This window comes from Sphaerisporangium sp. NPDC051017 (assembly GCF_040683095.1).
GTDB lineage: Bacteria > Actinomycetota > Actinomycetes > Streptosporangiales > Streptosporangiaceae > Sphaerisporangium.
In genome coordinates this window covers 25021-45854 of sequence record NZ_JBFBCI010000009.1, presented here as the reverse complement: position 1 = coordinate 45854, position 20834 = coordinate 25021, and the positions used below count along the sequence as shown (strand labels likewise).

The 20834-nt window shown below is 73.1% G+C and carries 20 protein-coding genes and 2 pseudogenes; 14 read left to right on the top strand and 8 right to left on the bottom strand.

Translation table 11 applies throughout. The annotated features are described in order from the left end of the window. The first annotated feature begins 301 nt into the window (after positions 1-301). From AB0M95_RS10775 to AB0M95_RS10725, 11 genes and pseudogenes are all read left to right on the top strand, one after another. Entirely contained in the window at positions 302-1300 is a 999-nt protein-coding gene (locus AB0M95_RS10775; protein ID WP_363761979.1) for a transporter substrate-binding domain-containing protein, read from the top strand. Between the two features lie 29 nt (positions 1301-1329). After that, positions 1330-2466: a CoA transferase gene (locus AB0M95_RS10770; RefSeq protein WP_363761977.1), complete on the top strand. Its 1137-nt coding sequence runs from the start codon at positions 1330-1332 to the stop codon at positions 2464-2466. Then, entirely contained in the window at positions 2463-3239 is a 777-nt protein-coding gene (locus tag AB0M95_RS10765) for an enoyl-CoA hydratase/isomerase family protein (RefSeq protein WP_363761975.1), read from the top strand. The genes AB0M95_RS10770 and AB0M95_RS10765 overlap by 4 nt, the downstream gene beginning before the upstream one ends. Then, positions 3229-4341 carry an aminotransferase class V-fold PLP-dependent enzyme gene (locus tag AB0M95_RS10760; protein ID WP_363761973.1) on the top strand — a complete coding sequence of 371 codons (1113 nt, stop codon included), beginning with the start codon at positions 3229-3231 and terminating at the stop codon, positions 4339-4341. The genes AB0M95_RS10765 and AB0M95_RS10760 overlap by 11 nt, the downstream gene beginning before the upstream one ends. Beyond that, positions 4338-4826, top strand: a complete 489-nt coding sequence (locus AB0M95_RS10755; protein WP_363761971.1) for a PaaI family thioesterase — start codon at positions 4338-4340, stop codon at positions 4824-4826. The genes AB0M95_RS10760 and AB0M95_RS10755 overlap by 4 nt, the downstream gene beginning before the upstream one ends. Beyond that, a complete protein-coding gene (locus tag AB0M95_RS10750; RefSeq protein ID WP_363761969.1) occupies positions 4823-5875 on the top strand; it encodes an ABC transporter permease subunit in 1053 nt (350 codons plus the stop codon). The genes AB0M95_RS10755 and AB0M95_RS10750 overlap by 4 nt, the downstream gene beginning before the upstream one ends. Further along, positions 5872-6681 (top strand): amino acid ABC transporter ATP-binding protein, encoded by an 810-nt coding sequence (locus tag AB0M95_RS10745; protein WP_363761967.1) that lies wholly within the window; start codon positions 5872-5874, stop codon positions 6679-6681. The genes AB0M95_RS10750 and AB0M95_RS10745 overlap by 4 nt, the downstream gene beginning before the upstream one ends. Continuing rightward, complete coding sequence (locus AB0M95_RS10740; protein WP_363761965.1) at positions 6671-7690, top strand: ABC transporter substrate-binding protein; 1020 nt, start codon at positions 6671-6673, stop codon at positions 7688-7690. Before AB0M95_RS10745 ends, AB0M95_RS10740 begins: the two co-directional genes overlap by 11 nt. Next, the gene (locus tag AB0M95_RS10735; RefSeq protein ID WP_363761963.1) at positions 7687-8541 is read left to right on the top strand and encodes an ABC transporter substrate-binding protein; all 855 of its coding nucleotides are present in this window, start codon (positions 7687-7689) and stop codon (positions 8539-8541) included. The genes AB0M95_RS10740 and AB0M95_RS10735 overlap by 4 nt, the downstream gene beginning before the upstream one ends. A 54-nt stretch (positions 8542-8595) precedes the next feature. After that, on the top strand, positions 8596-9072 hold the full coding sequence (locus AB0M95_RS10730; protein WP_363761961.1) for a MarR family transcriptional regulator: 477 nt from the start codon (positions 8596-8598) through the stop codon (positions 9070-9072). 113 nt (positions 9073-9185) lie between these two features. Continuing rightward, positions 9186-9791: pseudogene (locus AB0M95_RS10725) on the top strand (molybdopterin-dependent oxidoreductase); the annotation flags it as partial. Positions 9792-9825: 34 nt separating this feature from the next. Here AB0M95_RS10725 and AB0M95_RS10720 read toward each other — a convergent pair. Genes AB0M95_RS10720 through AB0M95_RS10710 form a run of 3 tightly spaced genes read right to left on the bottom strand, consistent with a single transcriptional unit; the run spans position 9826 to position 13498 of the window. Continuing rightward, entirely contained in the window at positions 9826-11655 is a 1830-nt protein-coding gene (locus AB0M95_RS10720; RefSeq protein ID WP_363761959.1) for a glycoside hydrolase family 15 protein, read from the bottom strand. Continuing rightward, positions 11652-12149 (bottom strand): hypothetical protein, encoded by a 498-nt coding sequence (locus tag AB0M95_RS10715; RefSeq protein ID WP_363761957.1) that lies wholly within the window; start codon positions 12147-12149, stop codon positions 11652-11654. The genes AB0M95_RS10720 and AB0M95_RS10715 overlap by 4 nt, the downstream gene beginning before the upstream one ends. Further along, positions 12146-13498, bottom strand: coding sequence for a molybdopterin-dependent oxidoreductase (locus tag AB0M95_RS10710; RefSeq protein WP_363761955.1), 1353 nt, complete (start codon positions 13496-13498; stop codon positions 12146-12148). Before AB0M95_RS10710 ends, AB0M95_RS10715 begins: the two co-directional genes overlap by 4 nt. Before the next feature lie 431 nt (positions 13499-13929). On the opposite strand from AB0M95_RS10710, the gene AB0M95_RS10705 reads away from it, so the two are divergent. Continuing rightward, positions 13930-14916 (top strand): NAD-dependent epimerase/dehydratase family protein, encoded by a 987-nt coding sequence (locus AB0M95_RS10705; RefSeq protein ID WP_363761953.1) that lies wholly within the window; start codon positions 13930-13932, stop codon positions 14914-14916. 31 nt (positions 14917-14947) lie between these two features. Here AB0M95_RS10705 and AB0M95_RS10700 read toward each other — a convergent pair whose 3' ends face one another. Beyond that, positions 14948-16345 (bottom strand): hypothetical protein, encoded by a 1398-nt coding sequence (locus AB0M95_RS10700; RefSeq protein ID WP_363761951.1) that lies wholly within the window; start codon positions 16343-16345, stop codon positions 14948-14950. A 100-nt stretch (positions 16346-16445) separates the two neighbouring features. Between AB0M95_RS10700 and AB0M95_RS10695 the strand changes: the two genes are divergently transcribed. Both AB0M95_RS10695 and AB0M95_RS10690 read left to right on the top strand, forming a co-directional pair. Next, positions 16446-17102, top strand: coding sequence for a glycosyltransferase family 2 protein (locus tag AB0M95_RS10695; protein WP_363761949.1), 657 nt, complete (start codon positions 16446-16448; stop codon positions 17100-17102). Then, positions 17099-17728, top strand: coding sequence for a TIGR04282 family arsenosugar biosynthesis glycosyltransferase (locus tag AB0M95_RS10690; protein WP_363761947.1), 630 nt, complete (start codon positions 17099-17101; stop codon positions 17726-17728). The genes AB0M95_RS10695 and AB0M95_RS10690 overlap by 4 nt, the downstream gene beginning before the upstream one ends. An 81-nt stretch (positions 17729-17809) precedes the next feature. On the opposite strand, the gene AB0M95_RS10685 is transcribed toward AB0M95_RS10690, so the two are convergent. The 4 genes and pseudogenes from AB0M95_RS10685 to AB0M95_RS10670 form a co-directional block, all read right to left on the bottom strand. Further along, the gene (locus tag AB0M95_RS10685; protein ID WP_363761945.1) at positions 17810-19153 is read right to left on the bottom strand and encodes a DUF2398 family protein; all 1344 of its coding nucleotides are present in this window, start codon (positions 19151-19153) and stop codon (positions 17810-17812) included. Further along, entirely contained in the window at positions 19146-19652 is a 507-nt protein-coding gene (locus tag AB0M95_RS10680) for a DUF2397 family protein (RefSeq protein ID WP_363761943.1), read from the bottom strand. Before AB0M95_RS10680 ends, AB0M95_RS10685 begins: the two co-directional genes overlap by 8 nt. A gap of 30 nt (positions 19653-19682) precedes the next feature. Then, a pseudogene (locus AB0M95_RS10675) lies at positions 19683-19794 on the bottom strand (hypothetical protein); the annotation flags it as partial. 288 nt (positions 19795-20082) lie between these two features. After that, positions 20083-20772 carry a DUF2397 family protein gene (locus AB0M95_RS10670; RefSeq protein WP_363761941.1) on the bottom strand — a complete coding sequence of 230 codons (690 nt, stop codon included), beginning with the start codon at positions 20770-20772 and terminating at the stop codon, positions 20083-20085. Positions 20773-20834: the final 62 nt, after the last annotated feature.

Below are 20834 nucleotides of genomic sequence, written 5' to 3'. Positions count from 1 at the left end.
CGTGGTCGCCACGCTCCACTCCGCCGGACCGGCCCCCTCGTTGACCTAGGCGACAGCTGACCCCTACAAGTGACCGGATCGCAGTGCAGCTCGGTCTGGTGGGCGATGCCGGGTCGGCCTTGAACACCACCTCGCGGGCGGACCGGCCGGCCCCCGGACACCGGGAGCAGACCCGTCCCCGCTGGTGGCGCGTGTCGCCATCCACATCGTGAGACGGGATGGCGCGGCAATATCAAGGCCCTTTATATTGGGATTCCCCCTATTAACTATAGGTTTTACCTGCTTTTGAAAGAAGATCGCTGTGCGCTCCTCCATGTCAGTGACGCCGCGCGTCCGCCGCCGTCTGATCATCGGGCTCGTCTCCTTCGGACTCGCCGGCCTGACCGCCTGCGGGTCAAGTGAGACCTCGGCGAACGCCGGTCAGACCGGTGCCGGAAAGGCGGCCACCCCGTCGAGTCAGACGACGAGCCTGGCCACTCAGGCGCAACTCGCCCCCCACTACACACCCGCTGACGACCTGCGCGCCAAGCTGCCGAAGAGCGTGCTCGACTCCGGTGTGGTGCGGACCGCCACGAGTGTCGGCCTTCCTCCGATCAACTTCCCGGGCGAGAACTCCAATGAGGTCAAAGGGCTCAACGCCGACCTCGTCAACGCCGTCGAGCAGCTTCTCGGCGTGAGGTTCGAGTCGCAGAACTATCCGAGCACGGCGGCCCAGTTGCTCGCCCTCGACTCCAAGCGGATCGACCTGACCACCTCGACCAACGGCGACACCAAGGAGCGGCAGGCGAAGTACGACTTCATCGACACGCTGCTGTCGCGCAACGTGCTGATGGTCAAGAGGGGCGACCCCGCCGCCATCGCCTCGGCCGCCGACGTGTGCGGCAAGAGGTTCGGCGAGGTCAAGGGCTCGTTCTCGGTGCTGGCGATCCTGCAGGGCGTCTGCCGGAAGGGCGGCAAGGCCGACCCGGTCCTGTCGAGTTTCGAGGACATCCCGTCGATGCAGCTCGCGCTGGTCTCGGGCCGGATCGACACGTACGTGGGCAGCGACTTCAACGTGGTGTGGGACCAGTCGCAGGGCAAGCCCGTCGACGCCGTCCAACTCCCCGAGGCCGGCACGCTCGTCCTCGGCTGGACCGTTCCCAAGGGCGCGGACGGCCTGCGCGACGCGGTGCTCGGCGCCCTGCGCAAGCTGCACGCGGACGGCTACTACGACAAGGCGTTCGCGCACTGGGGTCTGTCGGGCAACGAACTCGAGCCCGGGGTCAACATCGGCCATCTCGGAACGGGGTTCGGGGGTTGAGCGCCCCCTCCGGTCCCCTGTCAGGGTGCGTGATCGTCGACTTCACCCGATTGATCGCCGGCCCGTGCGCGGGCGACCTGCTCGCCGCGATGGGAGCGGACGTGATCAAGGTGGAGGACGCCACGGGCGACCCGATGCGCGGTGCCCGCTCCCGGCGGGTCGCTCCCAGCCTGACCGCGCCCTCCTTCGCCGCGTACAACGTGCACAAACGCTCCGTCGCCCTGGACCTCAAGGATCCTGAAGGCCGGTCGGCGGCCCTGCGCCTGTGCGATCGCGCGGACGCGGTGATCTCCTCCTTCCGCCCGGGCGTCATGGAACGGCTGGGGCTGGGGGCGCGGGAGCTGCGCGCCCGCAATCCCCGGCTCGTGGTGGCGCGGCTGTCGGCCTTCGGCGAGTCCGGGCCCGGGCGCGACCGTGGCGGGGTCGACATCGTGCTCCAGGCCGAATCCGGGCTCATGTCCGTCACCGGCGAGCCGGACGGGTCCCCGACCAAAGTCGGGGTACCCATCATCGACGCGGCCTCCGCGTACGTGCTCGCCCTGGGAGTCGTCGGCGCTCTGCTGGGCCGCGAGCGCGGGACCGACCCCGGTGAGGTGACCGTGTCGATGCTGGATGTCGGGCTGCATCTGCAGGCCCAGCCGCTGGCCGAGTACCTGGAGTCCGGGGTGGAGCCCGAGCGGGCCGGCAACCGCGCGCCGTACGCGGCGCCCGCCGACGTCTTCCGGGCCGCGGACGGCTCGCTCGTGCTGTCCGCCCACCTGCCGGAGCACTGGGCGAGGCTGTGCGATCTGCTGGGACGCCCGCAGTGGCGGCGGGACCCGCGCTTCGTCACGGTGGACGCCCGCGTCGCCCACCGGGAGGCGCTGACCGCCACGATCGAAGAAGTGCTGCTGGAGCACCCGGTCGAGCACTGGCTCGGCCTGTTCACCGCCGCGGGCCTGACCGCCGGCCGGATCCGCACCTACGCGGAGGTGGCCGGCGACGGTGCGCGGGGGGCCGTCCTGGACGCCGAAGACGTCGACGGCAGTCCGATCCGCCTGATCCGGTCGCCGCTGCGCTTCTCCGGATGGGACGACACCACGCTCACCCGCCGGGTCCCGCGCACCGGTGAGCACACTACGGCGATCCTCGTCGCGCAAGATCCAGGTGACAGGGAGTCCGCATGAGTGCGGCCGATGCCCCCATCCTGCGATCGGAGACTCTGGAAGAAGGCGTGACCGTACTGGAGATGGCCCGGCCCGACCGGCTGAACGCCATCTCCCGGGCCCTCGCCCGAGAACTCGCCGAAGCCCTGAGGCGGCTCTCCGCCGATGGCACCACCCGCGCGGTCGTCCTGACCGGGGCGGGCGAGCGGGCCTTCGGCGCCGGCATCGACGTACGCGAGCTGGCCGAGCAGACCCCCGCCGAACGCGACGAGCAGCAGCAGCTCATGATCGGGCTGCAGCGGTCGCTGAGCGACTACCCCCTGCCGACCATCGCGGCCGTCCACGGGATCGCCGCCGGCGCGTCACTGCAGCTCGCGCTGCACTGTGACCTCCTGCTCGTCGGGCCGGGGGCGCGCCTCGGCCTGCCCGAGCTCAGCGCCGGGCTGCCCGGCATCCTGGGCGCCTGGCTGGCGCACTCGCGGGTCGGGCCGCAACTCGCCGCCGACATGCTGCTCACCTCGCGATGGCTGTCGGCCGAGGAGGCCGTCACGGCCGGCCTGGCCGCGCGCCTGGTGCCCGCGGGGCAGGAACGCGCGACCGCCGTCGACCTCGCCCGGAAGATCGCCGCGCACCGGCCCGAAGCCCTGGCGGCCACGCACGCGTGGCTGCGCCGGCTACGCACCTGGGGCTCCCCGGTGACCTTCACCGGCGCCGTCGAGGCCGCCGACGAGATCCTGCGCGCGTCCAACCGATCCGCGCCGATCACGCCCCGCGGGGGCGGCCATGATGGCTGACGTCACCCCGCTCGACGTGACCGCGCTGCGGGCCGGCATACCCGCGCTTGCCAGGCTCGTCTACCTCAACACCGGGACCGCCGGGCCGCTGCCCCGCGCCGTGCGCGACGCGATGCTCGACGCCCTCGACGCCGACCTGGACAGAGGGCGCGCCTCCGCCCGGCGGTTCGCCCGCATCGCCGAGGGATTCGAGGAGGCGCGCGCCCTGCTGGCCGGCCTCGTGCGCGCCGACGCCGGGGAGGTCGCCCTGACCGGCGGCACGACCGACGGCATCGAGCGCGTCCTGGCCGCGATGCCGTGGTCGCGCGGCGACCGGCTCGTGACGTCCCCTCTGGAGCACCCGGACGTCCTGGAGGCCGCACGCGCCACCGCACGCCGGTACGACCTGGATCTCGTGGTGGCCGGGCCGGCCGGCCAGACCCCGGAGGAGATCGCGGAGGCCCTGGTCACCGCGACCCGGGGAGCCCGGCTCGTCGTCGTCTCCCACGTCACTTACGGGGCCGGAGTTGTGCTGCCGATCGGGCGCATCGCGGCGGCGGCGCGGGCGCGAGGAGCGCTGGTGCTGGTCGACGGCGCTCAGGCGGCCGGCGCGCTGGACGTCGACGTCCACGCCCTGGGCGCCGACTTCTACGCCTTCCCCGGGCAGAAGTGGCTCCTGGGTCCCGAAGGCACCGGAGCCCTGGTCGTCACCCGTGCGGCGGACCGCCGTCCCGCCTCCGCCTTCGAGCCGGGCGCGAAGTCGGCGATGCTCTGGGCCGGGCTGCGCGCCGCCGTGCGGTGGCGCGTGGAGCACGGTCACGAACGCCTCGTCGAGGCCGTGCGGCGGGGCGCCGAACTGGCGCGCGCCCAGCTGGCCGCCATCCCCGGCGTGCCGGTGCTGACACCGGCCCGGCACGCCGGCCTGGTGGCCTTCCGGCTGCCCGGCGCCGACCCGCTCGCCGTCGCCGCCGCGCTGGGCGCCCGCCGGATCGCCACGCGGGGCATCCCCGAGATCGGCGCCGTACGCCTGTCCTGCGGCCCCTTCACCACCGACGGCGAGCTCACCTTCGCGGCCGAGACGGTGCGGAGCCTGGCCCTGGAGAAGGCGGTGAGCGCGCAGTGAGCACACCTCCCGCGCTCGGCGAACCGCTGCTGCGCGACAGGCTCGGCATCGAGGTGCTGTCCGCCACGCCCTCCCGCGTCACCGCTCGAATGCCCGTGCGCGGCAACCGGCAGCCCAGCGGGCTGCTCGCCGGAGGCGCCTCGTGCATGCTCGCCGAGAGCACCGCGTCACTGGCCGCGAACCTGCACGCCGCCGCGCTCGGCGCGAGCGCCGTCGGGCTTGAGCTCAACGCCAGCCACCACCGCGCGGTCCGCTCCGGGAGCGTCACCGCGCTGGCCACCGCCATCCGCCTGGGGCGGCGGGTGGCGAGCTACGACGTGGTCATCACCGACGACGCCGGCGAACAGGTGTGCACGGCCAGGGTGACCTGTCTCATCGTCGGCGCGCCGGAGGACCCGGCGAACGCCCGGCACATCACCTCCGCGACGCCCGCGGGGGAACCGGAGGCGTCGCGCCACGCCTCGTCGCAGGAGACACCGCGATGAGCGCCCGCGACATCCCGCTCGAACCCGCGGCCGCAGTGCCGGAGACCATGCCAGACACCGTGCCCGAACAGGCCCGGCCCAGACCGCGGACCCGCGCCGGACTGGCCGGGTCCGCTCCCGGGACCGGTCTCGCGCCCGGAGTGCCCCGTCCGGACACCCCCATACCGGCGGGCAGGGCCCACCCCTGGCGGTGGGCCGCCGGTGCGCTCGCCCTGGCGATCGTCGGAGCGGGCGGCTACTCCCTGGCGCACAACCGCGCCATGCAGTGGGACGTCGTCGCGGAGTACCTCCTGGCCACACCGGTGCTGGAAGGGCTGTGGCTGACCGTATGGCTCACCCTGCTCGTGACGACACTGGGGTTCCTCGCGGGCATCGGCGTGGCCGCCATGCGGCTGTCGGCCAACCCCGTCCTGCGGATGATCGGCGTGGCGTACGTCTGGTTCTTCCGGTCGGTGCCTGTCCTGGTGCAACTCCTGTTCTGGTTCAACATCGGCTACCTGTATCCCACTCTGTCCCTCGGGATCCCCGGCGGGCCGACGCTGATCTCGGGCAGCGCCAACGACCTGATCAGCGCCACGACCGCGGCCGGGCTCGGGCTCACGCTGCACGAGGCCGCGCACGCCGGCGAGATCATCCGCGGCGGCATCCTCGCGGTCGATCCGGGCCAGGTCGAGGCCGGCACGGCGCTCGGACTGAGCCGATCACGGATCTTCCGCCGGGTCGTGCTGCCGCAGGCGATGCGCGGCATCGTCCCAGCGACCGGCAACCTGCTCATCGGCACGCTCAAAGGCACCTCGATGGTGAGCGTGATCGCGGTGAACGACCTGCTCTATTCCGTGCAGTTCATCTACAACCGCACCTACGCCATCGTGCCGCTGCTCACGGTGGCCACCGCGTGGTACCTCATCGTGACCTCACTGCTGTCGGCCGCGCAGTACCACGTGGAGCGTCACTTCGCGCGGGGGGCGCGGCGCGAGCCGTCGCCGTCGCCGTGGCGGCGGCTGCGCACGCTCGGGCATGGGGCGCGGACCGCATGGAGGAGCCGATGAGCGAGCATCCCATGATCCGCCTGGTCGACCTGCACAAGAGCTATGCCGGCACACCCGTGCTGCGCGGAGTGGATCTGGAGGTCGCGCGCGGCGAGGTGGTCTGCCTCATCGGGGCATCGGGGTCGGGCAAGAGCACACTGCTGCGCTGCGTCGACCACCTCGAAGTGCCCGACGCAGGATTCGTCGAGGTGGACGGCGAGCTGATCGGCCACCATCCCGCCGGCCCCGGCCGCCGATTGCGTGCCCTTCCCGAGCGGCGCATCCGCCGCCAGCGCGCGGGCATCGGCATGGTGTTCCAGAGCTTCAACCTCTTCACCAACCTCACGGCCCTGGAGAACGTGGTGGAGGCGCCGACCTCCGTACGCGGCCTGTCCCGGGCCGAGGCGGCCCGGGAGGCCCGAGAGCTGCTGGCCCAGGTCGGCCTCGCGGGCAGGGAGGACAGCTACCCGCGCCAGCTGTCCGGCGGCCAGCAGCAGCGGGTCGCGATCGCGCGGGCGCTTGCGATGCGGCCGAAGGTCATGCTGTTCGACGAGCCGACCAGCGCCCTGGACCCGGAACTGGTCGCCGAGGTCCTGAACACGATCCAGACCCTCGCGGGCCGTGGCATGACGATGCTCGTCGTGACCCACGAACTGGCCTTCGCCCGGGATGTCGCCGACCGGGTCGCGTTCGTCGACCAGGGCCGCATCCTCGAACTCGGCCCCCCGCAGTCCGTCCTTACGGACCCCCGCCACACGCGTACCCGAGCCTTCCTGGGCCGCCTGGCCCGCCCCCAGACCCCGGCAGGGAGCCGAGATGACCGATGAGACCACGATCTGGTACACGCGCTGCCCCGTGCCGACCGCCTCCGGGATCGCGCTGGACACCGGCCGCCTGGCCGCCTCGCTGTCGGCCGCCGGGCTCGCCGTGGCCCCGATACAACAGGCGGGCTTGGACGAGGCGCACTTCGACCACCGGCTCCCGGCCCTGTTCCGCGAGGGCGGCAACGTGCCGGCGTTGTGGGCACGCTCGCGCGGGGAACGCACCCGCCTCGTCGGCCTGACCTGGGTCCCCGAACTGCAGGCGATCGTCACCCGCCCTGGCACGGGCGTCACCGGCCTCGACGACCTGAAAGGGCGGCGCCTGATCCTGCCCACGCACGGCGGTGAACGCGTGGACTTCTTCCGGGCCATGGCCCTGCGCGGGTTCGAGGCCGCCCTGCGGCACGCGGGCCTGTCGCTGGACGACGTGCGGCTCGTCGACGCCCCCGCCCCGCTGCCGGGGACCCGGGATGTCGGCGCCGACGGCTTCTACCGCGCCACCGTCACCGCACTGCACGCGGGTCTCGGCGACGTCGCGTACGTGAAGGGCGCCCCCGGGGCCGATGTGATCGCCCGCGACGGCCTCGTGTGCCTCCACGACCTCACCGATACGGAAGATCCGCGGCTGCAGGTCAACAACGGCACCCCGCGGACGCTGACGGTCAGCGAGGACCTCCTGGCCCGCCGTCCCGACGTCGTCGCCCGCTACATCGGGGCGCTGCGCCAAGCGGCGCGATGGGCCGCCACCCATCCACACGACACCGCGCGGATCGTCGCCGCCGAGACCGGCTCCACCCTCGCCGGCGTCGCCCGCGCCTACGGCGGCGCGCTGCACCACCGCCTCGAACCCGAGCTCGTGCCCGAATGGATCGATCATCTCGACGACCAGAAGCGCTTCCTGCTGCGCCACGGCGTGATCCCCCGCGACTTCGAGATCGGCGAATGGATCGATCCGGATCCGCTCGCCGCATCGGACGCCTATCTCTCCCCCGAGACGACGGAGGTCATCTCTTGAGCATCACCATCGGTACCCACCCCAACAACCTGGCCACCTGGATCCTGAGCCACGTGGAGGCACTGCAGGAACCGCTGCGCCGGACGCGCGGGGAGGTCCGGTTCGTCCGCTACGACGACGGGCGCCGCACCACCACGCTCCTCGTCGAGGAGACGATCGACGTGGGCGCGACCGGGTCCACGCCACCGATCGTGGCCCAGGCGCAGGACTTGGACGTCGTCTACCTGGCCGCTTCCGCACCCCACCCGGACCCGGGAGGCATCGTCGTGCCGGCGGACTCGCCGATCCGCGATCTGGCCGGCCTGCGGGGACGGAGCATCGCCTTCACCGTGGGGTCCTGGCAGACGCACGCGCTGGCCGTGGCGGTCGACCGGGCGGGCCTCGCCTGGGACGACGTGACGATCGTGGACGTCCCGGCGACCGCCCGCGGCGAGGACTTCCTGGCCGCCGGGACCGACGCCTGGCTCGTGGTCGACCCGGCCTACAGCGGCCTGCGCCGGCTCGCCGACGTACGCGTCGTCGCGCCGACACACGACCTGGTGCGCAACCGCTCGGTGTTCTTCGGCCGCGGCGGCTGGGTACGCGAGCATCCCACCGAAGCCCAGGCCTTCGTCGAGGCCGTCACCGCCACCGAGGCGTGGGCCGCCGCACACCCGGACGAGGTCGCCTCCCTGCTCTCGCGCAGCAGCCGCGGCGGCAGCCCGGAGACCTGGCGCGCCGCCCTGGCCACGCGGCACTGGGGCGTGCACGCCGTGGACGAGGACTTCCTGGCCGAGCAGCAACACGCGGCCGACCTCTTCCACCGCTTCGGCGTGATCCCGAAGCGGATCACCGTGGCGGCGGCACGATGAAACGGCGGCGGGGCGTGCGACGATCAGCGCGCCCCGCCGTTGTACCTTCCCTACGTGTCGAAGCCCTCGGAGAGGAAGATGGACGATGCCGTCTCCCCACAGCAACTGCGGTTACTGTACGCGATCGGCCGCCTCGATCGCGGCATCCAGCGGGAGCTCGAGCAGGGGCTGAAACCGCTCGGACTGTCCCCCCACCAGTACGCGACGCTGACGGTGCTCCGCGCGCGCAGCGGCCTCAGCAACGCCCAGCTCGCCCGCCGCGCGTACGTCACCCCCCAGGCCATGAGCCAGGTCCTCGCCTCGCTCCTCGACGCCGGCCTCGTCTCGCGCACGCCGTCCGACGACAACCAGCGCGTGCTCGAAACCCGGCTCACCCCCGAGGGGCTGAAGGTCACGGCCACGTGCGATCAGATCGCCGACGAGATCGAGGATCGCATGCTCGAAGGCGTCCCGCAGGCCGAGCGCCACGCCCTGCTGGCCGCCGTCCGCGCCTGCGTGCAGCGGATCAACGCCGGCCTGCCCGGCGCGTGAGACGAACGTGATCCCCGCCGGCCGCTCAGGCGTGGGATGTGACGGGCAGGAGCCGTTCCAGTTTGGAGGCGGCGGCGTCGGCGCCTCCCGCGGCGCGCAGCCGCGCCCCCACGTACTGGCTGGAGCGGGTCGAGCGGATCACGGGCGTGCCGGTGGCCGCGCAGCGGACGGCCGCCCGCCTGCTCGGCGAGTCCCGCGCCACCTACATCCTGACCGCGCGCGGCGCCGAGCAGCACAGCAAGGGCACCGCCACCGTCCTCGCGCTCATCAACCTCGCGCTCGCCCTCGGCCTGCCCGGCCGCGCGGACGGCGGTTTCGGCTGCCTGACCGGGCAGGGCAACGGCCAGGGCGGGCGCGAGCACGGGCAGAAGGCCGACCAGCTCCCCGGGTACCGGCGCATCGACGACCCGGCCGCCCGGGCGCACGTCGCCGAGGTGTGGGGCGTCTCCCCCGACTCCCTGCCCGCGCCGGGCCTTCCCGCCTACGAGCTGCTCACCTCGGACGCCATGCGGGCGCTGCTGGTGTTCGGCAGCGACCCCGTGGTGTCGGCCCCGGACGCCTCACGCGTCCGGGGCCGCCTGCGGGGCCTGGACCTGCTCGTGGTCGCCGACATCGTGCCGTCGGAGACGGCGGAGCCGGCCGACGTGGTCCTGCCCGTCACCCAGTGGGCGGAGGAGGACGGCACCACCACCAACCTGGAGGGCCGGGTGATCCGCCGCGGGCTCGACGGTGCCCCTCGGATGGGCGGGCCCGTCAGCCGGTCACGCGGCCGGGTGAGGGGCCCGCCGACGAGATCGCGCGGGCGGCGTTGATCAGGCCGATGTGGCTGAGAGCCTGCGGGAAGTTGCCGATCGGCTCTCCGGTGGCCGAGTCGACCTCCTCGGTGAGCAGGCCGACGTCATTGGCGTATGAGACGGCGGTCTCGAACACTTGTCCGGCCGCGGGCCGCTCGCCGGTGAGGGCCAGGGCGTGCGCGAGCCAGAAGGTGCACAGCAGAAAGGTGCCCTCCTGTCCCACGAGCCCGTCGGCGGCGCGATAGCGGTGCACCAGGCCACGCGGGTCGACGAGGCGGGTGCCGATGGCGCGCACGGTGGAGCGCACCCGTGGATCGCCGGGGGCGAGGAATCCGACCAACGGCATCACCAGCAGCGCGGCGTCCAGGTCCGTGCCGCCGAACGTCTGTGTGAAGGCGCCGATCCTCTGGTTCCACGCCTGGCTCAGGATCGCGGCGCGGATCTGTTCTCGGACGCGCGTCCACTCGCCGACGCGCCCGCCCGCTCCCAGCACGGGGGCCAGCCCGATGGCCCGGTCCAGCCCGACCCAGCACATCAACTTGGAATGCGTGAAGTGCCGGCTGGGCCCGCGGACCTCCCAGATGCCCCGGTCCGGCTCCCGCCAGCGGCGGGCGGCGGCCTCGGCCACCCCGACCAGCATCGCACGGGTGAACGGCTCGAACGGCCCGGTGTCGCAGTAGGTCTCGTGGGCGGCGTCCAGCAACTCCCCGTAGACGTCGAGCTGGGCCTGGCGCCAGGCGTCGTTGCCCACCCGCACCGGAGAGCTGCCCCGCCAGCCGCGCAGGTGCGGCAGACGCCGTTCGCTCAGGTCGCGTTCGCCGCCGACGCCGTACATGATCTGAAGGTCGGCGCCGCGATCGAGCTGGGTGGCCGAGGCACGTGCCAGGAAGCCGAAGAAAGCGGTCTCCTCGAACTCGCAGGCGGCGGTGGACAGGGCCTGCAGGGTGAAGCTGGCGTCCCGGATCCAGGTGTAGCGGTAGTCCCAGTTGCGCTCCCCGCCAATGCACTCGGGCAGGGATGTGGTGACCGCGGCGACGATGGCCCCGGTGGGGGTGTACGTCATCGCCTTCAGCACTCTGCCGCTGTGCTCGACGAGGTGCCGCCAGGGACCTTCGTAGTTCTCGTGCAGCCGTGACCAGGAGCGCCAGCCCCGGATGGTGTCCTTGACCCTGCGCCGTACCTCGCGGGAGGTTCGGCACGGCGGATCCGGGTCCCACGCCCAGCCGGCCTGCAGGGCGAAGCCGAGGCTCTGCCCGGCGCGTAAGGTGACGGTGGCGCCCGCGACCGAGCCGCTGACCCGCGACTCCACCGGACTGGACAAGGTCAGCACGGTCGCGCCGCCGCGCGCGATCAGACCGCCGCCGACCGGCTGCATCAGCGGGTGGACCAGACCGAACTCCGGACGCGGCGTGTAGGTCATCTCCACGGGCACACTGCCCTCGGCGCAGGTCACGTGCCGCAGCAGCAGCCCGGCGGATGACGCTCCCAGGTCGTGCCCGCGCTCCCCGGCGCCCAGAGCGAGCGCGTCCGTCAGGACCAGGGTGCCCCCACGGGTACGGAAGGTGGTCTCCAGCACCAGGGTGCCGGGAACGTAGCGGCGGGTGACCTCGGCCGGGCAGGCCGGGCAGATCGCCCATTGACCGGCATCGTCGTCGAGCAGCCTGGCGAAGATCGCGGGGCTGTCGAAGCGAGGCACGCACAGCCAGTCCACCGAGCCGTCGCGGCTCACCAGGGCGGCCGACCGGCAGTCCGACAGCAGCGCGTAGTCGCCGATCGGCCGGGTGCTCACCGGTGCGCCTTGCCGGTCCGGCGGCCGCCGGCGGCGCGACGCACGACGTAGACGAGTGCGGATCCCGCGAAGAGCGCCAGGGTCACCAGCAGCCACCGGCCGAGGTACGGAGCGGTGCTCAGGGCCGTCGCCTTCCGGTAGTTGTGCTCGGACGCGCGCAGGATGAGGGGGAACCAGATGAGCAGCAGCAACCCTGACAGGCCCGCCGGTACCCGCAGGTAGTTGATCGACGGCCCCTGTCGCCGATCGGCCGCCGGGGGAAGGCGCTTGAGCGCGCGGTCCGCGCCGGAGTAGAGGGGAAGCACGACGAAATCGTGCAGGATCACGGCCCCGAGGAACCACAGCAGGAAACCCGGCAGGATCCCGGCGGCGATGACGCGGGTGAGGGCGTAGGCGGCCACCACGAAGCAGGCGAGCAACGCGAACAGGTGCCACAGGCCGGCGCCGTAGCGCTCTCGCGCCCGCCGGCGCGCCTCGCTGACGCGGCCCCTCATGGCGGAGCCCGGAAGTCGAGCTCGCGCACCCATTTGGTGTTGTGCACGCCGGGAGCGTTGGGCACCATGATCCGGGCGGGGAACCCGTGGTCCAGCGACAGGTCGGCTCCGTTGACCCGCAGCGCCAGCAGGGAGCGGGGATCTGTCGTCTGGCCCGGGCTCAGCGACACATGGCTGAACACGCCACCCCTCTGCAGCGAGCGGACGTAGACGCCCGCGCTGCCGTCCGCCCCGCTCAAACGTGCCAGGTCGGTCAGCCGCACGCCCGTCCACACCTGTTCGGTCGACCATCCCTCCACGCAGGCGATCGGCAACCGGTAGGTGTACAGCGGCATGGCCAGCAGTTCCGCACGCGACAGCCGCACCTGACGGGAGCCCCGTACCGTCAACCTCCATTCGGGGCCGGTCTCGGCCGCGAGGACGCCCACGCTCGCCGCCGTCTTGTTCACCTGGAAGTCGTTCGGCCCGGGCCCGTAGTACCGCCCGTGCGGGGCCAGCAGCGCCGTGCCGCGTATCGGGCCGTCCATCGTCTGCCCTGCCGACAGGCCGAGCACGGCCAGTGAGCCGCCGCCGACGAAGGCCAGCAGGCCCCGGCGTGACAGGGTCGGCGGCGCCGGAGCGGCGGCGACCAGGCCGTCGGGGTCGGGCGGTTCCGGGCGCGTGTCGCGCAGGGACGTGCGCAGCTCCCGGCGGAAGCCGCGGGATCGCAGGGATGTGACCAGCCGGGGCAGCTTGACGGCGATGTGCACCGCCAGCGCGGCCAGGAAGATCCACGCGCCGTACAGGTGCGCCGGGTAGAAGGAGAAGGGGAAGACGTAGAAGAGCTGGATGTTGAGGATGCCGGTGACGAACTCGAAGACCGCGCCGCCGACCAGGAGGAGCAGGCCGGTCCGTTCGAGCGCCTGCGCCGGGGTGCCGACCGGCGGCCAGGCGAACAGTTTGGGGATCACCGACCACAGCTTGGCCAGCAGGATCGGCACCAGCGTCAGGCCGAGGATGACGTGCACGCCCTGGGTGACGCGGTAGAGCCAGACCGGGCTGGTCGGCCAGTCGAAGAGGTAGAAGCCGAACAGCCCTCTCTCCGGCGTGATGTCGTTGCCCGGCAGCCGCGGATCATAGGCGGCGTACGAGATCAGGCCCGTGATCGCCACGAGCGGAAGCCCGACGAGCAGCACCAGCCCGAACACCGATGTGAGCCACGGGCCACGCAGCGGACTGCGCCAGAACTCCGGCCGGAACGGGCCCGGCGGACGTTCCCGGCCCCGCATGTACGCCCTCAGCCGGGCGCCGGCTCCGCGTCCAGCACGTTCACCTGGATGGCGGCGGCGCCCGTCTGACGCATCCGACATGATTCCTCCGAAGCCGGCGCAGGGACGGGCCGGCCGCTGACTACTGCCTGTTCTCACCGCAAAGGCCCTCGGCCAAAGTCGAACTACTTTCTGTTTTCCGTCATGCTCTGTTTCCGGGGGAACGGCTTTCCTCAAGGGAGAGCAGCGGAAAGAGCCGGGCGCCTTCTCATCGGTCGGCCGGCAGGGTCGCGACGGCGTCGAGGATGGCGTGCTCCGCACCCGCGGACCGGCTCGCCTCACCCGGTCGCCCTGCTCGGCCGTGTCCTCTGGTTCCGTCCTCGCAGTGCCGCGCGGAGCCGGGGAACGGTCTGGGCCACCGCGCCGGTGGGTTCGGGCATCAGTTGCCGCTGTCGGCCAAGAATTCTTACGGCCTTCGAATGCTCCTGGGCCATCGCGCCCCGGCCGGTGGAACGCGGCCTACCGTCGGCCGGGTGAGGGTACTCGTGACCGGCTCGGCCGGGTTCATCGGAAGTCATGTCGTCGAGGCGCTGGAGGAGGCCGGGCACGACGTGCGGGGTATCGACCTGCGGAACGGGGACGACGTGCGCGACGCCGCCGTCCTGGACCGGGTGCTCCCCGGCGTGGAGACGGTGGTGCACCTGGCCGCCAAGGTCGGGCTCGGCGTGGACGTCGCCGATCTGCCGGAATACGCGTCGGTCAACGCCTATGGCACCGCCGTACTGCTCGCCGCGATGGCGAGGCATGGCACCGGGCGGCTGGTGCTGGCGTCCTCGATGGTCGTCTACGGGGAGGGGACCTACGAGTGTCCCCGGCACGGGAGGGTGCGGCCGGGTCCACGTGCCGCCGCGGACCTGGCACAGGGGTCCTTCGAACCGCGCTGCCCCCGGTGCGGCTGCCCCGTGGCGCCCGTCACGATCGGCGAGGACGCTCCCGCCGACCCGCGCAACGCCTACGCCACCACCAAGCTCGCCCAGGAGCACCTGTCCGCCAACTGGGCACGGGAGACCGGCCGCACAGCGGTCGCGTTGCGCTACCACAACGTGTACGGGCCGAGGATGCCCAGGGACACGCCGTACTCAGGCGTGGCGGCGATCTTCCGGTCCGCGCTGGAGGCGGGCCGCGCGCCGAGGGTGTTCGAGGACGGCCGGCAACGGCGTGACTTCGTGCACGTCCGCGACGTCGCCCGGGCGAACCTCGCCGCCCTGTCCGGCGGCACACCGGGAGCCCTCGCCGCGTACAACATCGCCAGCGGCGAGCCGCACACGGTCGGCGAGATGGCCGCCGCGCTCGCCGCCGAGCGGGGCGGCCCGGACCCGGTCGTCACCGGCGAGTACCGGCTCGGCGACGTCCGTCACATCGTCGCCTCACCCGGCCTGGCCGCCGAGGACCTCGGCTTCCGGGCGCGCACCACCTTCGCCGAGGGCATGAAGGAGTTCGCCGGCGCTCCTCTGGCCTGACCCGCCCACGTGAGGCCCCGGCGGGGACGCGTCACCAGGGAGAGGCGACCAGCCCCTGCAACAGCAGGCCGGTGACCACCTGCGCGGCGAGCATGCGGCGCCCCTGCGCGTACGCCGCCGCCAGGCCGATCCACACGGCGAAGGGCACCCAGATGCGCTCCACCTCCCCCCGCGTCACCCCGCTGACGTCCAGCGCCAGCACCGCCACCAGGGCCGCCGCCACAACGGCTGCGGTGCCGTGACGGCGCGCCGCCTCGGTCACGACGACGGCCGCGTGGAGGGGTGTGCGGCCGGGTGGAACGGCGGCGAGGCGGCCCGTCGTGAGCTCGCGTGCCGCGCGGACGAGCCCCGCGGTGGTGGCCGGGCCGGTGATCAGTGCGAGGACGGCCAGGTTCGCCACCAGGAAGTACAGATAGGGGCGGGCCGCGCCCGGGTCGGCCGCCCACTCCGCGTGGGTGGCCGCCACCCCGGCGAGCCACGAGAAACCCGCCGCCGCGAACACGCCCGTCACGGCCGCCGCCCCTGCAAGGGCCGCGAGCAGCGCCGAGCGCGGCAGCCGGACCAGCAGGGCGACGGTCACCGGGATCACCAGATAAGGGACCAGCCCGTAGCTAAGGTACGGCAGAGCGCCCAGCAGCACCCCCGCACCGGCCGCGAACCACGTCCTGGCCGCGGTACCCCGGCCGAGCAGCAGGAGCGCGACGCCCCACGCGCCGACGCCCGCGAAGAAGGCGTCCATCGTGGTGGCGATCCAGACCGAGACCGGGGTGAGGGCGAGGTACGGCAACGCCCGCCGGGCCGCCTCCTCCCCCGCCAGGCGGCGTACGGTCAATCCGATCGCCACCGTGGCCGAACAGCCGACGAGGACCACCAGTATCGCCGCCCGCAGGGGCCCATCCAGTCCCACCGCGGCCGACGCCCAGACCACGAGCACGGATAGCGGCGGATGCCCCCGCACGTGCGTCGGGTATTCCGGCAGCCGCTGTGTGAAGGTCGCCAGCCAGCCGAGCGGGTCGTGGCCCACCGCGGGCAGCACCGCCAGGTACTCCTGGCGGTGCGTGAACGGCGCGGCCAGTCCGTCGGCCGACACCGCCAGCACGATGGTCCAGGCAAGTGCGAAGCCGTAGGCGACGAGCGACGCCCGCCCGAACCCGCCCCGCCCGACCAGCTCCGGGAGGACCCGCACGGCGACTGCGGCGAAGACCGCCGCCGGCAGCAGCGTGAGGGCCGGCACCCGGAAATGGGCGTGGAGCGGCGGCAAATGATCGATCCGCAGCACGCCCAGCCCGTGCAGCACCGCGCCGAGCGCGAAGCAGAAGGCGATCAACGCCCCCCACCAGGCGAGCGCCACACGTGTCCAGCGGCCGTCCGCGGCGGCAGGGTGGGCCTGCCGGGTGCCGGGCGTCCCCCGATCCGATCTCTCCGCCACTCCGCAACAGTAGGACAGCGGGTCTGAACTGGGCTTATTTTGAGGGCGGCGTCACCACTCCGTAAGAATCTCCAGACGTTCCCTCCCTTAGCGTCGGAGCATGGAGATCGACGTGGTCCTGCCGTGCCTGGACGAGGAGGCCGCCCTTCCCTGGGTGCTGGGACGCATGCCGACCGGATACCAGCCCATAGTCGTGGACAACGGGTCGACGGACGACTCGGTGAAGGTCGCAGCCCGGCTCGGGGCGCGGGTGCTCGTGGAGCCGCGGCGTGGCTTCGGCGCCGCATGCCATGCCGGGTTGCTGGCCGCGACCTCCGACATCGTCGTCTTCATGGACGCCGACGCCTCCCTCGACCCGCGACAGCTCCCGCGCGTGGCCGAGCCGGTACGCTCCGGAGACGGCGACCTGGTGCTCGGCCGGCGGATCGCCCGGTCGGTGCTGGCCTGGCCGCCGCACGCGCGTGCGGCCAACGCTCTGCTGGCCCACCGGCTGCGCCGGCGCACCGGAGCCGTGGTGCACGACCTCGGCCCGATGCGCGCCGCGCGCCGCGCCGACCTCATCGCCCTGGAACTGCGTGACCGCAGGTTCGGGTACCCGCTGGAAATGGTGCTACGCGCCGCCGCGGCCGGGTGGCGGATCGCCGAGGCAGAAGTGGACTACCTTCCGCGCGCGGGCCGCTCCAAGGTCACCGGCACGGTACGCGGCACCGTTCGCGCCATCGGCGACATGCGGCGGGTCATGCGGGAAACGGCGTGACGCGGATCCTGGTCATCGCCAAGGAACCGGTGCCCGGCCAGGTCAAGACCCGGCTCTGCCCGCCCTGCACCGGAGCGGAGGCCGCCCGGCTCGCGGCCGCCGCCCTGGAGGACACTCTGCACACCGTGGCGGCCGCCCGTGTGCCGCACCCGGTACTCGCCCTCCAAGGGCTGCCGGGCCCCTGGCTGCCTGCCGGTTTCACGGTGATCCCGCAACGCGGGCGTGGGTTGGACGAGCGGCTCGCGGCGGCCTTCACCGACGCGCTTCTCCTGCGCGCGGCGCCCACCGTCCTCATCGGCATGGACACCCCTCAGCTCACCCCGGCCCTGCTCGAGGCCGCCGCCGACGCGCTCACCCGGCATGACGCGGTGTACGGCCCCGCCGCGGACGGCGGCTTCTGGCTCCTCGGCCTGCGCAGTCCCGACCCCGCGCTGCTGCTCGGAGTGCCCATGTCGCAGGCGGGCACCGGAGCGGCCCAGCTCCAGCGCCTGCGCCAGGCGGGGCTGAGCGTGGCCCTCATGCCCGAACTGCGTGACGTCGACACCTTCGCCGACGCCTGCCACGTCGCGGCACAGGCACCCGGCACCCGGTTCGCCGCGACGTTGAAGGCCCTCCGCCCGGACTGATATTGAAGTGAGACGGGGTGAGATTCCACATGGCCATGACGCACGGCTCTGTGTTCGATCGTCTACAACCGGCTCCGTTGGTCAGGCCGGGGCGCCTGCTTCGAAGATGTCGAGCTGGCCCTTGGCCGGGGACGGGATCGCCAGGGTGATGTTGCGGTAGCGGACGGCGGCCGGCAGGACGTGGGCGCCGCCGGGCACCGGGCGGATCAGGCGGAGGTCGGCGAGCAGGGCGAGCGCGGCGTCGAGCAGGCCGTACGGGTCCTGCTGCCAGGCGCCGGTGAAGGACGCCGCGCCGAACTTCTCGTACAGCTCCTGGATCAGCTCCTCCAGCCGGTGCCGTTCCAGGAACGCCAGCGGCTCGGGGCGGGACGGCGGGGCGGGGACGCGTTCGGGCGGCGACCACGCGAGGTCGCGGACGACCCCGGCCTCGGGAAGCGCGGCGTCCACGCGCGCGAGCAGGTCCGCCTGCACCTCGGACTCGACCGGCGGCTCGGCCCACGCCAGGGCGTCCTCCTCCAGGAGGTCGGCGATCCTGGCCAGCAGGAGTCCGGCCGCCCGGTTGACGACCCCGCCCCTGCCGGGGAACGGCTTGTCGGTGAAGCGCCCGCCCGGGTCGGCCAGCAGGACGCCCTCGGCCCGGCGTTCCACGACCAGGCCGGTGAGCCGGGCGAGGTTGTCGGTGACGTCGTCGCGGCGCAGCACGGCGGCGGCCTCGGCGTCCAGGTCTGCGTAGTACACCACCGGGCGCTCCAGCAGCAGCCTGCGCACCCGGGCCTCGGGCGAGCCGCCGAGGCCGTCGAGCAGGCCCGCGGCGCTGGTCAGGTGCTGCACGGGCCGCGGCGGCCTGAACAGGGCCGCGCACACGTCGTGGTCGACGTCGTAGAGGGCGTCGCCGCCCTCGTCGCGGGCCCATGCCTCGGCCGAGCCGTCCGACAGGGTCAGCGCCCCGCGCTCGACCAGCCAGCCGACGACGTCCACCACCGCGCCCTTGTGGCCGGGGACCACCGGGTCGAAGCCGAGGCCCGCGATCGAGTTGGCGACCGGCGCGAACAGGCGGACCAGGTCGGCCAGGCTGATCTCGACGCGCGACCGCTGGAAGGAACCGAGGATCAGGCACAGGTAGGCCAGCCGCCTGCGGTCGAACGGCCTGCCCGCCCTGCTGGTGAAGATCTTGCCGTGTGAGGGGTCCAGGGCGTCCAACCGGCGGATCAGCCGCACCTGGCGGGTCGTCGCGATGAGCGTGTAGCCGAACAGGTCGCGGAAGTCGCGGGTGAGCTGGTCGGCCCAGGGCAGCACCCGGTCCAGCATCCCCGGCCGAGGGCGGACGGCCGTGATCAGGTCGCTGGTGAGCACGAGCCGGACGGCGTCCTGGTAGGTGCCGAGGTCGCCGGGGGCGACGTCCGCGGCCGCGCGCGGCTCAGCCATCGGAGCCCCCGGCGCGCGGGACCAGGCGCAGCGAGAACCCCGGCAGGTGCAGGACGCCGTGCGGGGTGCGGACCGCGCTGCCCTTCGGATCCGGGACCAGCCGCATGACGACGGTGCCCTCGCTTCCCGCCCCGGAGCCGAGCCGCCCGGAGACGACCGTCCTGGCCTCCAGCGCGCGGGTGAGCAGCGTGAGCAGCACCCGGGTCTCGGCCTCGTCCAGGGCCCTGTCGTGGGCGCCGCCGTGCGCGAGGTTGTCGGCGGCGGCGCGCTCGGCCGCCCGGGCCGCGACCTGCCGCCGCCGCAGATCCGCCCGCATCCGCGTGTCCACCCGGACGGGCTGGGGCAGCCCCGGGCCCGCCTGCCGCCCGGTGCGGAACTGCGTGAGCGCGACCTCGATGCCGGGCGCCTCCCACCATGTGGCCCGGGGCGAGATCTGCTCGGCGTCGTCGTGCGCGCCGCCCAGATGCCGAGCCGATCCGACGTTGAACGCCGCGGCCATCAGCGCGTGGGCGGCGTCTGGCGGCAGCCGCCCGGGTCAGCATCGTGGCGGCGCCGCTCGCCTCGACGTGCCGCACAGCCCGGTTGAGCCGGGGCAGGTAGCGGTCAAGCTCGGCCATGAAGTCGCTCATGTGCGTGAGCAGGGCGTTCTTTTGACGCGCTCCCCGGCCTGAAGGGCCGGGGATTCAGCCTGTTGCCGCGCATGCGGCACTTCTGTGGCTTCCTGCTTCACCGACCTGAGCCATCGCGGGGATGGTCTTATTGGGTCTCCACAGGCTTTCGAGCCTTCCGGCCCCGTTCCCGCCCGCCCGGCGGTACCTGACCGGCTCACCGTACCAGACGCCGATCCGCCTTGGCGGCGGATCGGCTTTCCCCGCCCCACTACGCGGGAGAGTCCGCTTCACCCCCGGCCTGAAGTGAAGGCCGGAGCACTACGGACGAAGCCGGTAGCGCGGGAGCAGCTCCGGCGAGGCCTCCGTCGAGGTGACGATCTCGCCGAGGGTGACGTGGAAGTGGGCGGACCGGCGCACCATGTCCTCCATGACCTGGTCCAGCCGGGAGAGCCGCCGGTAGACCTGCCGCTCGTCGCCGGCGCGGTTCGCCTCGGCGAGCGACCGCAGGTCGTCCAGGATGTCGGAGAACACCAGCCGGGACAGGTTCGCGTCCTCGACCCGCGCGGCGAGCACGTCCTCGACGGCGAGGAACGCCCGGTAGCCGAGCTCGCTGAACTGGTAGACGGACTGCCGGTTGCGGTAGCGCGCCAGGGACCCGGCCCGAGAGGCGTCCTCCAGCCGGTGGATGATGCGGTCGGCGGCCAGCGAGTCCAGCCGGTCGCGCAGGGACGCGCCGGGCTCGGGGACGTCGTCGTGGGCCGGCGCGAGCTCGGCCAGGGCCGCCGCCACGTCGTCGGTGTCGACCCGGACCCGGTGGACGGCCCGCAGCCGGTCCATCGCCCGCAGCACCCACAGGTAGACGATGTAGTCGTCGCGCTGCGTGAAGTTGAACAGCCGGAACCTGTCGCCGACCGCGGGCGCGTTCAGGTCGAGCGCGCGCCGCGCGCGATCCGTCCGCCGTGCCGGTCCTGTCGGCCGTGCCGGCCGCCCGCTCGTCGCATCCCCCATGACAGGGGCAAGTATCCCGCAGACGGGGGCCGCGCCCGACCCGTACCCTGCGGTGGCCGCCC

Bases quoted from the DNA above. Each gene is read 5' to 3' on its own strand.
- AB0M95_RS10765 (WP_363761975.1), top strand. From the start codon at position 2,463: ATGAGTGCGGCCGATGCCCCCATCCTGCGATCGGAGACTCTGGAAGAA.
- AB0M95_RS10760 (WP_363761973.1), top strand. From the start codon at position 3,229: ATGATGGCTGACGTCACCCCGCTCGACGTGACCGCGCTGCGGGCCGGC.
- AB0M95_RS10750 (WP_363761969.1), top strand. From the start codon at position 4,823: ATGAGCGCCCGCGACATCCCGCTCGAACCCGCGGCCGCAGTGCCGGAG.
- AB0M95_RS10745 (WP_363761967.1), top strand. From the start codon at position 5,872: ATGAGCGAGCATCCCATGATCCGCCTGGTCGACCTGCACAAGAGCTAT.
- AB0M95_RS10740 (WP_363761965.1), top strand. From the start codon at position 6,671: ATGACCGATGAGACCACGATCTGGTACACGCGCTGCCCCGTGCCGACC.
- AB0M95_RS10715 (WP_363761957.1), bottom strand. From the start codon at position 12,149: ATGAGGGGCCGCGTCAGCGAGGCGCGCCGGCGGGCGCGAGAGCGCTAC.
- AB0M95_RS10710 (WP_363761955.1), bottom strand. From the start codon at position 13,498: ATGTCGGATGCGTCAGACGGGCGCCGCCGCCATCCAGGTGAACGTGCT.
- AB0M95_RS10695 (WP_363761949.1), top strand. From the start codon at position 16,446: ATGGAGATCGACGTGGTCCTGCCGTGCCTGGACGAGGAGGCCGCCCTT.
- AB0M95_RS10685 (WP_363761945.1), bottom strand. From the start codon at position 19,153: ATGGCTGAGCCGCGCGCGGCCGCGGACGTCGCCCCCGGCGACCTCGGC.
- AB0M95_RS10680 (WP_363761943.1), bottom strand. From the start codon at position 19,652: ATGGCCGCGGCGTTCAACGTCGGATCGGCTCGGCATCTGGGCGGCGCG.
- AB0M95_RS10670 (WP_363761941.1), bottom strand. From the start codon at position 20,772: ATGGGGGATGCGACGAGCGGGCGGCCGGCACGGCCGACAGGACCGGCA.